The following is a 14,354-nucleotide window of genomic DNA, read 5'->3' as shown; positions in this document are numbered from 1 at the left end:
GCATGATTATTATTCGCCCTATTAAGCACAGCGATTACGCCGTATTGCATGAAATCGCTGTTGAGTCAGGCATTGGTTTTACCTCATTGCCTGTAAACGAAGATTTATTGCGCAGTAAAATCACTGATTCAGAAGCCGCCTTTACAACACATATCAAGCAACCGGGTAACGAGAGCTATCTATTTGTGATGGAAGATACCGATACAGGCCAAGTAGTAGGCACCAGCGGCATAGCCTCTAGTGTTGGGCTTGAGGATGCATTTTATCACTACCATTTAAGTAAAGTGGTACACGCCTCTCGAGAGCTTGATATTTACAACACCGCAGAAATACTCACTTTGTGTAATGACTACACTGGGGTCTCAGAAATCTGCACGTTGTTTTTACGCGAAACAGCGCGTCGTGGTAATTGTGGTCGTTTTCTATCAAAGGTGCGTTTTTTGTTTATGATGGAACACAAAGACCGTTTTGCTGAAACCGTTATCGCTGAAATGCGCGGTATCAGCGATGAAAATGGTAAATCTCCATTTTGGCAATGGTTAGAAGAGCACTTTTTCTCAATGGACTTTCCCACTGCAGATTACCTAACTGGCATAGGGCAAAAACAATTTATTGCTGAATTGATGCCTAAATATCCTATTTATGTCAGTTTGCTAAGCAAAGAAGCCCAAATGGTGATTGGCAAGGTTCACGACAAAACCAAACCTGCGCTGCGGTTACTCGAAAGCGAAGGGTTTAGCTGCCGTGGATACGTTGATATTTTTGATGCCGGCCCCACAGTAGAAGCGAATCTAACCCATATCCGAACCGCTCAGGCGAGTCGTAAGTTAGCGATTAAAATTGACGACCAAGCTGTTAAATCAAGCACAGAATATTTTGTCATCAACACCAAAATAGCTGAATTTCGTGCTATCGCCACGTCTCTTAATATTGACGAAACGAACGAACTAGCCATCATTACTCAGGCAGCGGCAGACCAGCTCGGTATACAAGATGGTGAGTTCATACGCTTCGCTCCGACTACATTTAAGGTGTAATATATGACACAACAAACTCATTTTATTTCAGGCCAATGGCAAACAGGTCAAGGCCATGCTATCGAGTCAATCGATCCAGCTAAAAAAAACCAAATATGGCACGCTAAATCGGCCTCTACCGAACAAGTAAATCAAGCGGTAACCAGCGCACGTGCTGCGACTGTTGCCTGGGCGGCGCTTTCGTTTGAAGCGCGTTTAGCATATGTGAAACGATTCGCTGAATTATTGGCTGAAAATAAGGATATGCTAGCGTTAACTATCGCCCAAGAAACCGGTAAACCCTTATGGGAAACCGCTACCGAAGTGGGTGCGATGATTGGTAAAATAGCCATTTCAGAACGCGCTTATCAAGAACGCACCGGTTTGGTTGAAAATGCTATGCCTGTAGGTAAAGCATTTATTCGCCACAAACCACATGGGGTGGTCGCCGTGTTTGGTCCGTATAACTTCCCTGGACATTTACCTAACGGCCATATAGTCCCAGCACTTTTAGCCGGTAACTGTGTGGTCTTTAAACCTAGTGATTTAACGCCACTGGTAGCTGAAAGAACCGTTCAATTATGGGAAAAAGCAGGCTTGCCTAAAGGTGTGTTAAATCTTGTTCAAGGCGAAGTAGATACAGGTAAAGCATTAGCTGCGCACCCTGACCTTGATGGTCTGTTTTTTACTGGCAGTTCACGTACTGGTAAAATATTGCACGAGCAATACGCTGGGCACCCTGGCAAAATATTGGCCCTTGAGATGGGCGGTAACAACCCACTTATCGTCAAAGATGTGAGCGACATCGACGCTGCAGTCCACGATATTATTCAGTCAGCATTTGTCACTTCTGGTCAACGCTGTACATGCGCTCGTAAATTATTTATTGAAAATAACGAGCAAGGAAATGCAATTTTAGCGCGCCTTATCGAAGTGACCAAAAATATCAAAGTCGGTGACTATGATGCAGACGAACAACCCTTTATGGGCGCAATGATTTCAAGTAATGCAGCTAACTCAATGGTCGTCGCTCAGCAACAATTACTCGATTTAGGCGCAACGTCGCTAGTTGAACTTAAACACCTAGATACCGAATCAGGTTTTGTCAGCCCAGGCATCATCGATGTGACAGCTATGGTAGAAAAAATGCCTGACGAAGAGCATTTTGGCCCATTGCTAAAAGTGATCCGTTTTGATGATTTTGACCGCGCTATAGAGCTTGGTAATAACACTAAATTTGGTTTATCTGCTGGTTTACTATCTGATAGCGAAGATTTGTACAAACATTTTTATCAACGTATACGCGCCGGAATCGTTAACTGGAATCGTCCTATAACAGGCGCCAGCGGTGCAGCCCCGTTTGGTGGCGTAGGTGAAAGTGGTAATCACAGAGCAAGCGCATATTATGCTGCTGATTACTGTGCGTATCCTGTTGCCTCAGTCGAGCTAGCAAAAGTCACACTACCTGGAAGTTTAAACCCCGGTTTGCATTTCTAAACTCCGCTGTTTGCCAGTGTAATATGGTATTTTAGCGTATTGGTCTATAGTCATTAGACTTCAAAAAGCCTGCTTAGCAGGCTTTTTTGCATATTAAAGAAACAAAATATGGATTTAAGGGATGACACACATGCATTTGCAAATTAAAATCAATTAATAATATAATAGTATAAATTAACCAATTCTTAACATGGTGTATCCAAATGGCTAAATTTGATCCGGTAGATCATTCTCATCGTCGTCGTAACCCACTCACCAACGATTGGGTGCTTGTGTCACCTCATAGGGCAAAACGTCCATGGCAAGGTCAAGTTGAAAAACCCCAACATAACGACAGCGTTGCCCACGACCCTGAGTGTTTCTTATGTTCTGGCAACACGCGTATAAATGGCGAAGTGAACCCTGAATACACAGATACCTTTGTGTTTACGAATGATTTTGCAGCATTGATGAAAGATACACCAGCATCAGAGCGCGTTAACGATGATTTGTTCACCGTAGAAGCAGCACGCGGTACTAGCCGAGTTATTTGTTTCTCACCTGCCCATAACAAGTCGCTACCAGAATTACCCCTGCCAGCCCTTGAAAAAATAGTACAGACTTGGCGCGACCAAGTAGCTGAATTATCAAAAGATTACGCTTGGGTACAGGTATTTGAAAATAAAGGCGCTGCCATGGGTTGCTCTAATCCTCACCCACATGGACAAGTTTGGGCGAATGATTTTATCCCCAATGAAGTGCGTAAAGCGGATGTGAATCAACGCGCCTATTTTGACAAACACAACAGCTCACTTTTACTAGACTATGCACAAAAAGAATCAGCGAGCGGCGAACGTACTGTGGTCGAAACTGACCACTGGATTGCCGTCGTACCTTATTGGGCAGCTTGGCCATTTGAAACCCTACTAATGCCAAAATTCAAGTGTGCCCGTTTCGACGAAATGGATAACGCTCAACAAGCAGATTTAGCCCTCGCACTAAAAAAACTAACCAGCCGCTATGACAACTTATTTCAATGCTCTTTCCCCTATTCAATGGGTTGGCACGGGGCGCCGCATAATTCGGACGTAACAGAGCATTGGCAACTGCATGCCCATTTCTATCCGCCACTTTTGCGTTCGGCAACGGTACGCAAATTTATGGTGGGTTATGAAATGATGGCTGAGCCACAACGTGATCTAACGCCAGAGCAAGCCGCCCAAAAGCTGCAAGCACTCAGTGATGTACATTACAATGAATTAAGCGGAGCCTAGAGCAATGAAAATCATTTCTCAACAAGCAATTGATGATCTAAACACGACCTATCAACAGGTATTTCAAACAGCACCAGCGCGTCACTTCCAGGCCCCTGGGCGCGTTAATTTAATTGGAGAGCATACTGACTATAACGACGGTTTTGTATTACCTTGTGCCATCAATTATCAAACGTTAGTTGCCGTCACGCCCAGAGAAGATGATTTGGTGCGCGTCGTGGCCGCCGATTATGACAACGAGCGCGATGAATTCTCTTTGAGTTCACCTATTGAGCCTCATCCTACCCAACTATGGAGCAACTATATTCGCGGCGTGATTAAACACCTCCAATTACGTGGCTTACAGTTGAAAGGAGTCGATATGGTTGTCTCTGGTAACGTGCCACAAGGTGCAGGTCTTAGCTCTTCGGCGTCACTTGAAGTGGTTATCGGCGAAACCTTCCGTCAGTTATTTGATTTGCCTTTAACATCTGCAGATGTTGCGTTAAATGGCCAAGAAGCCGAAAACCAATTTGTTGGTTGTAACTGCGGCATAATGGATCAAATGGTCAGTGCCTGCGGTGCGCAAAACAACGCTTTGTTGCTTGATTGTCGCTCTTTAGAAAGTGAACTTATCTCAATGCCTCCTGAGCTCGATGTGGTTATCATTAACTCAAACGTAAAACGTGGGTTAGTTGATAGCGAATATAATACTCGCCGTGAGCAATGTGAGGAAGCAGCTAAGATCTTAGGTATAAAAGCCTTACGTGATATTAGCTTAATCGACTTACAAGCCCAAAAAGACCAGTTACCTGAAGTCGTGTATCGCCGTGCCCACCACGTTGTGTCAGACAGCGAACGTACGCTTCAAGCCGCCGACGCTTTACGCGCAGGTGATGCTAAAACCCTGTCTTCATTAATGGCTGAATCACACGCTTCAATGCGCGATGATTTCGAAATTACCGTTAAGCCGATTGATTTCCTCGTAGCGACCTTAGCAGAATACCTAGGTGAGCACGGCGGTGTACGCATGACTGGGGGTGGTTTTGGTGGCTGTATTGTGGCCCTAATGCCCCGGGAAATGGTAGCCGGTGCACAGCAACTTATTGCCGAGCGCTATCACGCAGAAACAGGTTATCAAGAAACCTTCTATGTGTGTTGCGCTAGCGACGGTGCAGGTGAAGTGCGCTTTTAAGGCTACCAACTAGCCCGAATAACAAAAAAGGTAGCGGTTTTGACTAAATAACTCGCTACCTATTTTTTGGTTTTTTTACGGACCATTTGACTGCGGCGTTAGCCGTTTAGTCACTGAGTTTTCTTTGCCAGCGTCACTAGTAACATTCCCCCAAGGATACCTACTGATGACAACATCAAATGGTATGTAATAGGTTCATCCACCAGCAACACACCGCCAAACGCAGCAATGATTGGTACACATAGCTGGCATACCGCAGCAACGCTGTGATGCAATTCGGGCAGCACCTTATACCAAATAGCGTAACCAATCCCTGAGGCAAGCGCACCAGATGCTAAAGCATAGGCGATGCCAAGCGATGTCAGACTTGCAGTCGGCATAAATACGAGCATTAAAATCAAACCCAACGGTAAGCAACGAATAAAGTTAGCCCCCGTCGATTCAAGCGCATGGGTAGACTTAGCGCCCGCGAGACTGTACATACCCCAAGCAACGCCTGCCAACGCCATTACTATTAGTCCAATTAGGCTCGGTGATGACAATTCAGGTAGAACAAAATACACGAAGCTGAGCAAGGAAATAACCACTCCAGCACTGGCGATACTATTCATCCGTTTACCGGCAAATCTCGCCACTAATAACATCGTAAATTGCACCGCTGCGAATAGGATTAATGCCCCCGTCGCAGTAGGCAGTGTCACGTAGGCATAAGAAAAACCAGCTGCATAAGCAAATAAATAACTCGCTTGACGCCAGCTACCATAGGCATTTAACGCACTGAGGCTAGAAATGCTCTTAGAAGACTTAAGCAGCATAATCAAGCTAAGCACTAGCGCAGCTGAAGTAAGTCGAATACCAGTGAAACTCATAGGATCCATATTTTGCTCGTCTAGCGCCAAGCGGCAAAACACCGAATTAGCCGCAAATGCGACTAAGGTTAAAAACGTTAACGAGATAAGTGATAGCACAGACATAAATTACAATAACAACCAAGTTGCTGTGCCCAAGAAGGCAAAAATTCCGACTACATCGGTAATAGTGGTTAAAATGACACTACCGGCAAGCGCAGGATCAATATTCATTTTTTTCATCATAATTGGCAGCATGGCACCGGCTAGTCCTGCCGCTATCATGTTAATCATCATGGCAAAGGCAATTACTCCACCGAGCATCAAATCTTGTTTCCACATGGCGATAACAGACGCAATAAGCAATGCCCAAATAACACCGTTAAAAAAACCGATGGCGAGTTCTTTACCGATTAACCATCTCGCGTTGCTGTCGCTAACGTGCCCTAATGCCATACCACGAATAACCAACGTTAAGGTTTGATTTCCCGCCGCACCGCCCATACTGGGAACAATGGTATTTAATATAGCTAGCACAGCCAATTGACTTAGGGTTGCTTCGAACATGTCGCTCACTGCAGCGGCCATTAGCGCCGTAAACAGATTAACGCCCAACCAGACTGAGCGCTTTTTGGTACTTTTTATAACGGGGGCGAAAGTATCCTCTTCATCTGCCAAACCGGCCATGCTCATCATAGAATGCTCAGCACCTTCACGAATAATATCGACCACGTCATCAATGGTGATACGCCCCACTAAGTGATTTTGTTTGTCTACCACAGGGGCTGATAACCAATCGTAACGTTCAAACAAACTGGCTACTTCGTCCTCGTGCATATCAACTGGGATCGTCACTGAGTCCTGAGTCATTAGTTTTTCAACCATAACCGCAGGTCTAGCGGTTAGCAACGCAATAACAGGAACACTACCAATCAATTCGTCATTGCGATTAACCACATAAAAGGTATCTGTACCCTTTGGAATATTCCCTTTTAAACGCAGGTAACGCAAAATCACATCCACCGTTACTTCTGGGCGTAAAGTAATCGTATCGGTGTTCATAATAAAACCGGCCGTGTCTTCGCCGTAAGACAGCGCTTGCTCTGCGCGTTGCCGATCTTGCTCGTCCATGGAGCTCAGTGCATCTTGAGACACCGCTTCGGGTAAGCCACTTAGCGTTTCGACGAGATCGTCCGTGTCCATCTCTTCTAGTGCGTCGGCTAGAATTTCAGGCACCATTTGACGAATAATACCGTTTCGCACATCCTCAGAAAGATCTTCTAGTACGTCACTGTATTGCTCAGGTTCGATTAACTGCCAGATTTCTGAACGGGTGCGACTGCGGCTAGATTCAAGCAACAAAGCCACATCACAAGAGGGCATTGTGCTTAGCATCTCGCGCACTTGCACTATCATGCCATCGTTTAGAGCTTCGTTAATCTCTTCAATTTGATTGCTAAGTTTTTTTGCTTCTTGAGAATCAGGCATAGAATGTATTTACCTAGAAAACGTGTGCTTAACATCTTGATTTATGGCCTATATTCTAATGGATGCCAGCCACGATAGCAGTATTAAAATCACCCTTTTTTGTGATTTAATAGCTGGATATCCCAATCCACGTTATCGCAACGGTGCAATAACCCCAGCTTAACCCCGAATATTCCAGTCGCGGGCACTTAATGTTGGCTTAAGTTGCAACAGGTAAGCTAGGTCTTTGTACTATTAGGGTGAATGAAATGCGAATTCTACTTGTTGAAGATGACATATCCTTGAGCGATGCGCTGAGTCAGTCGTTACGCAGTGAAGGTTACGCTATCAACAGCGTGGCGACAGGCGCGGACGCTCTATCGGCTATTGCCACGGGGGAATTTACCCTGATGATCTTGGATCTAGGGTTGCCCGATATGGACGGCCTTGACGTATTGCGCCAAGCTCATCGAAATAAGCAAGGACTGCCAACACTGATTTTGACTGCCAGAGACAGCATGACAGACAAAATAACCGGCTTAGACGGCGGCGCTGACGATTACCTAGCCAAGCCCTTCGATATGCAGGAGTTACTGGCACGCCTTCGTGTTATGGAACGCAGACTAGGTACAGCAAGTAGCTCTATTGTGACCATTGGTTCTGTTACACTTGATTTAGCCAGCCATCAAATTCAAGCCGACGGTGAATCAAAAGAGCTATCGCGTAGGGAGTTCATGCTAATTAAAGCCCTGATGGAAAATGCCGGTCGCATTCAGTCAAAAAGCCAACTGGAAACCAAGCTTTATGAATGGGGCGACGAGTTATCTAGCAATGCCATAGAGGTGCATATTCATAACTTACGCAAGAAGTTGCCTAAAGATTTTATTAAAACCATTCGCGGAGTCGGTTATAGCGTGACCACCAGAGCGAGCGCTTAAGTTACATGCGTTCAATTCGTCGTCAGCTAACCTTAACGCTTATCGCCTTGCTAATACTTATCAGCTTTAGCGCCGCGCTGCAGGGTTATCGTTCTAGCATGCTCAAATCTTCAGAGCTGTTTGATGCCGAACTTGTCGCGTTAGCCAATAGCTTTACGCATGTGGCTTTACTGCAAACCTCGCAACAGTTTGATAGCGGCGATAATATCGCGGTTCAATTATGGAAAAACGAAAAACTGTTTATCCACTCTTCAAACACGCCACAGCGAAAAATCGGTAAATTTTCAACTGGTTTTTCTGATAAGAACTTTGCCGGTAAGCGTTGGCGTGTGTACTCGCACTTATCGCAAAAAGGTCAGATGTGGATCATGGTCGCGCAGCCGTTACAGAGTCGCTTTGAACTAGCCGATAAAATGATTCTCGCGGCAATGGCGCCGATTATTTTAACCATCCCTCTTTTAGCTTTTATTATATACTTTGCCGTAAGCCTTGGATTAAAGCCATTACGATCTCTTTCTGAAGCCTTACAGCGCCGTTCTCCGAGAAACTTTGAACCTTTGAGTTTAGATGCGCCCGCAACTGAGCTGGTGCCGATGATCACAACGCTTAATTCACTGCTTAGTCGCCTACAAGCCGCTTTTGAACGTGAGCAACAATTCGCATCCAATGCGGCACATGAGTTACGCACTCCTTTGAGCGTATTAAAAATCAACTTACATAACCTGCGCAAAGATGCCGTTAGCGACGGCAATATTCAGCGTATAGATAAACTACATCAAGACACAGATCGCATGATACATGCGATAAATCAGATATTACTATTGAGCCGCACTAACCCAGAGTACTTTGAGGCCAACAGCCGTCAAGTAGACGTATATGAAATTGCGCAAAGTGTTATTTCAGATATGTACGCGAGTATCGACAACAAACAGCAAACCATTGAGTTGATAGGCAAACCACAGGTTATTTTAAGCAGTGAATTTGCTCTTTTAACACTATTACAGAACTTAATTGGTAATGCCCATAAATACGCCCCAGTAGAGGGTCATATTCAAGTTCATGTGCATAAAGATGCTAATGACGTCGTCATCCAAGTAGATGACTCAGGTACAGGCTTAAACGACGATGAGTATGCCAAGGTTTTAGAACGCTTTTATCGTTCAAGTAAACATATAGAGCAGAAAAGCCAAGGCATCGGGCTAGGCTTAGCAATAGTAAAACAAATCGTCGATTTGCATGCAGGACAGATACGCTTGCATCGCTCAATTTTAGGCGGGCTATCAGTACAAGTTCATTTACCTTTAAGCACAAAGCGCGAGGTGAACATTGTATAAATCGCTGCTGTCTTTTTCGTTATTGATGCTTATGCATAGTGCCTCAGCGTTGGCCATGCCTGAAGTGATAATTACCATTCGTGATCATTTGTTTTATCCATCTGAAGTGATGGTACCAGCGGGTAAAAAGGTCAAACTTATCTTCGTCAATCAAGACAATACTCCAGAAGAGCTCGATAGCTTTGAGTTGAATCGCGAAAAGGTTATTTTTGGTAACGCCAAAGCTAATGTTTTTATCGGTCCTCTGGACGAGGGCGAATACCATTTTTTCGGCGAATACCATCCCTCTAGTGCTGTGGGCAAAGTCATAGTGGTATCTCCTGAGGTATTTAACGATGTTAATTAATACTGTGGTGCTTTTTTTACGCGACGCGCTACCCGTTTTTGTACTGTTGAGCATGTTGCGTGTCTATGCCGGCACAGATTGGCGTTATCTACTGCGTGGTTTAGGGATGGGATTATGTTTCTCTATCGTCGTTGTGGCCAATCAACATACTGTTAGCCAGTGGTATCAAGGGGCGGGATACGAGTTATTGAAGTGTGTCACACTGATAGCCGCATACTTGCTCGCCGCTCGAATGGTCATTAAGAAAGGCAAGGGCTTTGGTTTACTTGCTACTTTGATAGTAGCAATTTTTGTCGTCCCCAGAAGTGCCGATTTCTCAGTATTTGTGGTCGGTTTTTGGTTTCAAAAAGATGCGCTCTCGCCCATATTATTCGGTACCACATTGGGCTTAGGGATCTGTATTAGTGTTGCCATTTTAGTCGACGTTTTGTTTAGTAGCCTCAATAAGCCAGGTATTACCCGTTGTGCATTTGCCTTATTTATAGCGGGCCAAGTAGCAAATGTTGTTTTGCTGCTTCAACAAATCGACTGGTTAACTGACCCAGGGCCACTGTGGAACATAAATGATGTCATCGCGGATGAAAGTGAGTACGGTCATCTACTAAAAGTACTTCTGGGCTATGAAGCCGCACCAAGCAGCTTTTACTTATTAACCTTGTTCAGCGCCCTACTCTTACCATTAATCATCCGCAGCGTTTTGCTATCCCGACAACGCGCACCTCATTCACCATCGGAGTATCAAATATGATATCTCGCAGCCTCGTGTTATTTACTATAAGTTTAGTGCTCGCTTCAGGCTTGGTTAAAGCTGAGAAACATGAAAGCAGCAACAACGTGGTTGATAAAATCTATCACCCTTACGTACTGCCTTTAGAACAAGAATTCGAATGGCGCTTAATGTCACGCCAAAACGATGAAGGTAATTCATTGGTACAACGTGTTGCTTTTGGTCACTCAATCAATGACCGATTAACACTCGAAGCATATCTAGTGGGCGATCGAGATGAAGGCGACGACTTTGGCTTAGTGGCATACGAGTTAGAAGCTAGATGGATGATCACTGATCAAGGTAAGTATTACGCAGATTGGGGGGCCCTTTTCGAACTTGAAAAAGAACATCAAGAAGATCAATGGGAATTTACGACCGGCATACTTGTTGAAAAAGAATTTGGCCGCGCCAGTATCACTAGTAACTACCTCCTTGTTTATGAATTTGGCAGCACAATCGAAAACTCTTTCCATTCGGAGTTTAGGTTGCAATATCGCTATCGCTTTATTCCCGAGATCCAACCGGCTATCGAGCTATATACTGCAGAAGATTTTGTTGGCCTTGGTCCATCATTTATGGGGATCCATCGCTTCGAAGGACAAAAGCAAGTTAAATGGGAGTTAGGTTTTATCGCAGGGTTAAATGGCGACAGCAAGGATCACACTTTGCGTGTGGCAATAGAGTATGAGTTTTAACGTTGATGTTTGCTGCGTGTATTTTACCTAAAAACCCGTTCAAATGGCTGCATACTTATCTCGCATATAGTGATCGACAGGTAGCTTCTATTCCTCACGCGTAATAACTAAAAAAACCGCGAGGATAGATATGATCCTCGCGGTTTTTTTATGTGCTCTGTTTTATCTTGTAAACTTACTCAGTAATAAATTCGGCTCGGTCATTCTCATTATTAGCAGTGGTTAATGCGTCCTTATCACGGACGTTTTTTTGCACGGTAACCGCGGCAAATAAACTTAATACATAGGCCATGGCGTAGAAGCCTTTTTCACTCAGTGCTAATTCCGCGTTATATAAACCTACGGCTAATAATGCAATAGCGAAACCTGATGATGCCCACGATAAGGTTTGGTACATGCTTGAGGTTTTAATGCCCTCAGTTTTATCACGTATCGTTTTTTGTAACGATACCATTGAGAACAAACCGTAAAGCATAATAATCAAGTAGTAACCTTTTTCGTTGAGTGCCATTTGTGCGTTGAATAAGCCGATACCGTAAGCAATGGTACCAATTACTAATGCCGCGACCGATGCCAACATATAAGATTTAGTAGGTGCTTGAATTGTCATTTGTTTGTCCCTTTATCATTTGTTAAGTAAACCCGCGTCTTGCTGGGGTGGTGCTAATATGCCCGTTGAATTAGGATAAATAAACCTCGTTGCTTTTTGTTGAGCTTAACTACACCAAAAGTATATTTTTACGATACTTTTTATGACTAAATCGCCTTTTTAACTCTTCGTTGGAGCGCCAATAGGTTGAAACGTCATGTCTGTCATGACGTCAAGTACTTGACCGTCACCGCCTAGAATCACGCTTTGACTGGCTAAGTCGTATTTTGCTAAATACTGAGCAATTGATGTAAAGGTGGTCGTTGCCACTTTTGCGGTATGATCTTTAGTGGTGATATCATCTTGCAGCATCGCGCCAAACATCAATTTAAACCGACTGGTGTGCACAGGCTGCGGGGTAAAATACGCTTTGGTATTGGCCTTTAATTTTGCTATATCAGTCGTCTGATAGATGGCGGCGTTGAGCATATCTAACGTGTGCTCTGTACAGTTTTGCAACTCGGCATTCATTGGGTTGGCAAGAACCGAGTAGTGGTAGTTGTGTAACTGCTGATTTTTGCCAGTGGTAATAATGTCGATTAAACGTGTTTGTATTTCCTGGGTAGGAATAATTACCCCTGCAATTAACTGATCAGCCCCCCAAAAAAAATCCGCGGGATAATCTGTAATTAACTGACTTTCGTCGAGCTGCTCGGCCTTTTGGTAAAGGTTGTAAATAGCATAGCCCTTGATCAATTCACCGTCATCTAGGGTAATGTCTGAGTACAAAGCCAACGCGGTATGCGTGAAACGAATACCTTTTGGCAAATCTTTTTGCGGGCGCCCCACTCTAGCGATAATAAAGGCTCTTGCGCCTTGTGATGCAGCATACTTCTCAACATTTTTGGCAAAGCTAATTATTTTCTCAGGTTTATGGCTAGCGGTCTGGTTAGCTTGGCTACCCGCTGTTACGTTGAACGATACCGTTAAAGCAAGCACGGTTGCGCCAAACAAGTGTTTCAAAGCTATATTCATAAATATTTACCTTACTTGTTAGGATTTTGATTCTTAATCTGCGAATTTTTAATATGTGTAGTGTTTTGAATTAAGATGACTTGGTTCGGCGCTGGATCTACTGCGACAGGTATTTCGCTTATGACTAAAGGGGTTACCTTGGCTGGTTTACTTGTATGGCTATTGGCATACCTGTATTTAATGCTATCGACTGACTCGGCAATAACACTCCCTGTCACTAAGCTTACGCCACCAACGACTATCAACGGAGCGGCAACAGCAACGCTTGCCACTTTGGCAGTGGATGCAACACCTTCTGTCAAAGCTAAAACTGAATGCTTACTTGCTTGAGCGCTATGCCCAACAGAACCTTCGGCGTGTAACCCTGTCATTGTAAATGTAAGCGTGGCGGCGACTAATGTATTAATAAATTTCATCGGTAATCCTTTTGATTTTATTATGTTAGATAACGTTTACGTTCCTATAGTGCGACAGCCCAAGGAACGAGATATAGACTATGTTCTGGTATTACCTGTGTAAACATTAACCATTTATGTATACTCAAGTGCGACCAAAAGTATATTAATACGATACCAAAAGAGATTTATGAGCCAGATCAGTCAAATCAGTAACACCTTAAAGCAGCTGCTGCGTCAACATCAGATCACCTATAAATACATTGCCCAAAAACTCAATATGAGCGAAGCCAACATCAAGCGAATATTCTCAACCAATAGCTTCGCGCTCGACCGTTTAGAGCAAATTTGTGAAATTCTGCAGATGAGTTTGTCTGATCTGTTTATCATCGCCCAAAAGCAAACCCAGCAGCTTACGCAACTCACCGTAGAGCAAGAAAATGAGTTGCTCGGTAACACTAAATTATTACTGGTGGCTGTTTGTGTGCGCGATGCGTGGACATTTGATGAAATTATTCAATACTATGCTATTGATAGCTATGAATGCATTCAGCTATTAGCTAAGTTAGATCGCATAAAAATAATCGACTTACTGCCCAATAATCACTACAAATCACTGATCGCTCAAGACTTTAGATGGATCCCCGGAGGACCCCTTGAGCGGTTTATGGAACGTGAAGTGATGGTTAAATTTATGGCGCCGAAGAAAGAAGAGCCATGGACGTTTCGGTTTTATCTTAGAGGGCGGTATTCACAAACCTCAGTAGACATTATTCAACGCAAACTCAACCAATTAACCAAAGAAGCAGCGGTGTTAAACCAAGAAGATGCGAGCCTACCACTTGGTAAACGTCAGCACTTTGGCCTACTGATGGCCATGCGCCCATGGGAGCCTTCATTGTTTGAAAACTTGCGCAGAGAAACATCCTAAAGGTTGGTGTAATTAGGTAGCAATCATTAGCTTGAAAGATCGCTACCCTTAGCTTAATCATCGGGAA

At 44.1% G+C, this 14,354-nt stretch carries 15 protein-coding genes; 10 read left to right on the top strand and 5 right to left on the bottom strand.

What is annotated here, in order from left to right; all coding sequences use genetic code 11:
• The first annotated feature begins 2 nt into the window (after positions 1 to 2).
• From astA to galK, 4 genes are all read left to right on the top strand, one after another.
• Complete coding sequence (gene astA / locus GQS54_RS12685; protein ID WP_166424354.1) at positions 3 to 1,037, top strand: arginine N-succinyltransferase; 1,035 nt, start codon at positions 3 to 5, stop codon at positions 1,035 to 1,037.
• Between the two features lie 3 nt (positions 1,038 to 1,040).
• Positions 1,041 to 2,513, top strand: a complete 1,473-nt coding sequence (gene astD / locus GQS54_RS12680; RefSeq protein WP_166424353.1) for a succinylglutamate-semialdehyde dehydrogenase — start codon at positions 1,041 to 1,043, stop codon at positions 2,511 to 2,513.
• A 203-nt stretch (positions 2,514 to 2,716) separates the two neighbouring features.
• Complete coding sequence (locus GQS54_RS12675) at positions 2,717 to 3,766, top strand: UDP-glucose--hexose-1-phosphate uridylyltransferase (protein ID WP_166424352.1); 1,050 nt, start codon at positions 2,717 to 2,719, stop codon at positions 3,764 to 3,766.
• Positions 3,767 to 3,770: 4 nt separating this feature from the next.
• On the top strand, positions 3,771 to 4,940 hold the full coding sequence (gene galK / locus GQS54_RS12670) for a galactokinase (RefSeq protein ID WP_166424351.1): 1,170 nt from the start codon (positions 3,771 to 3,773) through the stop codon (positions 4,938 to 4,940).
• Between the two features lie 110 nt (positions 4,941 to 5,050).
• Here galK and GQS54_RS12665 read toward each other — a convergent pair whose 3' ends face one another.
• Positions 5,051 to 5,914 (bottom strand): DMT family transporter, encoded by an 864-nt coding sequence (locus GQS54_RS12665; protein ID WP_166424350.1) that lies wholly within the window; start codon positions 5,912 to 5,914, stop codon positions 5,051 to 5,053.
• Positions 5,915 to 5,917: 3 nt separating this feature from the next.
• The gene (gene mgtE / locus GQS54_RS12660; RefSeq protein ID WP_166424349.1) at positions 5,918 to 7,276 is read right to left on the bottom strand and encodes a magnesium transporter; all 1,359 of its coding nucleotides are present in this window, start codon (positions 7,274 to 7,276) and stop codon (positions 5,918 to 5,920) included.
• 248 nt (positions 7,277 to 7,524) lie between these two features.
• Between mgtE and GQS54_RS12655 the strand changes: the two genes are divergently transcribed.
• From GQS54_RS12655 to GQS54_RS12635, 5 genes are read left to right on the top strand one after another with little or no spacing between them, the layout of a single operon-like run.
• The gene (locus tag GQS54_RS12655) at positions 7,525 to 8,193 is read left to right on the top strand and encodes a response regulator (protein WP_166424348.1); all 669 of its coding nucleotides are present in this window, start codon (positions 7,525 to 7,527) and stop codon (positions 8,191 to 8,193) included.
• Positions 8,194 to 8,198: 5 nt separating this feature from the next.
• A complete protein-coding gene (locus GQS54_RS12650; protein WP_166424347.1) occupies positions 8,199 to 9,527 on the top strand; it encodes an ATP-binding protein in 1,329 nt (442 codons plus the stop codon).
• A complete protein-coding gene (locus GQS54_RS12645; RefSeq protein WP_277344136.1) occupies positions 9,520 to 9,873 on the top strand; it encodes a cupredoxin domain-containing protein in 354 nt (117 codons plus the stop codon). Before GQS54_RS12650 ends, GQS54_RS12645 begins: the two co-directional genes overlap by 8 nt.
• Entirely contained in the window at positions 9,863 to 10,621 is a 759-nt protein-coding gene (locus GQS54_RS12640; RefSeq protein ID WP_166424346.1) for a high-affinity iron transporter, read from the top strand. Before GQS54_RS12645 ends, GQS54_RS12640 begins: the two co-directional genes overlap by 11 nt.
• Entirely contained in the window at positions 10,618 to 11,337 is a 720-nt protein-coding gene (locus GQS54_RS12635) for a hypothetical protein (protein ID WP_166424345.1), read from the top strand. Before GQS54_RS12640 ends, GQS54_RS12635 begins: the two co-directional genes overlap by 4 nt.
• Before the next feature lie 175 nt (positions 11,338 to 11,512).
• Here the strand turns inward: GQS54_RS12635 and yiaA are convergent, their stop codons facing one another.
• The 3 genes from yiaA to GQS54_RS12620 all read right to left on the bottom strand — a co-directional run bounded on the left by yiaA (position 11,513) and on the right by GQS54_RS12620 (position 13,377).
• The gene (gene yiaA / locus GQS54_RS12630) at positions 11,513 to 11,947 is read right to left on the bottom strand and encodes an inner membrane protein YiaA (RefSeq protein WP_166424344.1); all 435 of its coding nucleotides are present in this window, start codon (positions 11,945 to 11,947) and stop codon (positions 11,513 to 11,515) included.
• Positions 11,948 to 12,106: 159 nt separating this feature from the next.
• Positions 12,107 to 12,961 carry a DUF2145 domain-containing protein gene (locus GQS54_RS12625; protein WP_166424343.1) on the bottom strand — a complete coding sequence of 285 codons (855 nt, stop codon included), beginning with the start codon at positions 12,959 to 12,961 and terminating at the stop codon, positions 12,107 to 12,109.
• Between the two features lie 11 nt (positions 12,962 to 12,972).
• Positions 12,973 to 13,377: a hypothetical protein gene (locus tag GQS54_RS12620; protein WP_166424342.1), complete on the bottom strand. Its 405-nt coding sequence runs from the start codon at positions 13,375 to 13,377 to the stop codon at positions 12,973 to 12,975.
• Between the two features lie 169 nt (positions 13,378 to 13,546).
• Between GQS54_RS12620 and GQS54_RS12615 the strand changes: the two genes are divergently transcribed.
• Positions 13,547 to 14,287 (top strand): helix-turn-helix transcriptional regulator, encoded by a 741-nt coding sequence (locus tag GQS54_RS12615; protein ID WP_166424341.1) that lies wholly within the window; start codon positions 13,547 to 13,549, stop codon positions 14,285 to 14,287.
• Positions 14,288 to 14,354: the final 67 nt, after the last annotated feature.

The organism is Paraglaciecola sp. 20A4, from assembly GCF_011378905.1.
Classification (GTDB): domain Bacteria; phylum Pseudomonadota; class Gammaproteobacteria; order Enterobacterales; family Alteromonadaceae; genus Paraglaciecola.
Note: the sequence above shows the minus strand (reverse complement) of the source record. Positions and strands in the feature narration are given on the sequence as shown.

What these genes read in the sequence shown, in the direction of transcription:
- GQS54_RS12620 (WP_166424342.1), bottom strand. Translation starts at nt 13,377, where the DNA reads ATGAAATTTATTAATACATTAGTCGCCGCCACGCTTACATTTACAATG.
- GQS54_RS12650 (WP_166424347.1), top strand. Translation starts at nt 8,199, where the DNA reads ATGCGTTCAATTCGTCGTCAGCTAACCTTAACGCTTATCGCCTTGCTA.
- GQS54_RS12655 (WP_166424348.1), top strand. Translation starts at nt 7,525, where the DNA reads ATGCGAATTCTACTTGTTGAAGATGACATATCCTTGAGCGATGCGCTG.
- GQS54_RS12665 (WP_166424350.1), bottom strand. Translation starts at nt 5,914, where the DNA reads ATGTCTGTGCTATCACTTATCTCGTTAACGTTTTTAACCTTAGTCGCA.
- GQS54_RS12615 (WP_166424341.1), top strand. Translation starts at nt 13,547, where the DNA reads ATGAGCCAGATCAGTCAAATCAGTAACACCTTAAAGCAGCTGCTGCGT.
- galK (WP_166424351.1), top strand. Translation starts at nt 3,771, where the DNA reads ATGAAAATCATTTCTCAACAAGCAATTGATGATCTAAACACGACCTAT.
- astD (WP_166424353.1), top strand. Translation starts at nt 1,041, where the DNA reads ATGACACAACAAACTCATTTTATTTCAGGCCAATGGCAAACAGGTCAA.
- astA (WP_166424354.1), top strand. Translation starts at nt 3, where the DNA reads ATGATTATTATTCGCCCTATTAAGCACAGCGATTACGCCGTATTGCAT.
- GQS54_RS12675 (WP_166424352.1), top strand. Translation starts at nt 2,717, where the DNA reads ATGGCTAAATTTGATCCGGTAGATCATTCTCATCGTCGTCGTAACCCA.
- mgtE (WP_166424349.1), bottom strand. Translation starts at nt 7,276, where the DNA reads ATGCCTGATTCTCAAGAAGCAAAAAAACTTAGCAATCAAATTGAAGAG.
- GQS54_RS12625 (WP_166424343.1), bottom strand. Translation starts at nt 12,961, where the DNA reads ATGAATATAGCTTTGAAACACTTGTTTGGCGCAACCGTGCTTGCTTTA.
- GQS54_RS12635 (WP_166424345.1), top strand. Translation starts at nt 10,618, where the DNA reads ATGATATCTCGCAGCCTCGTGTTATTTACTATAAGTTTAGTGCTCGCT.
- yiaA (WP_166424344.1), bottom strand. Translation starts at nt 11,947, where the DNA reads ATGACAATTCAAGCACCTACTAAATCTTATATGTTGGCATCGGTCGCG.
- GQS54_RS12640 (WP_166424346.1), top strand. Translation starts at nt 9,863, where the DNA reads ATGTTAATTAATACTGTGGTGCTTTTTTTACGCGACGCGCTACCCGTT.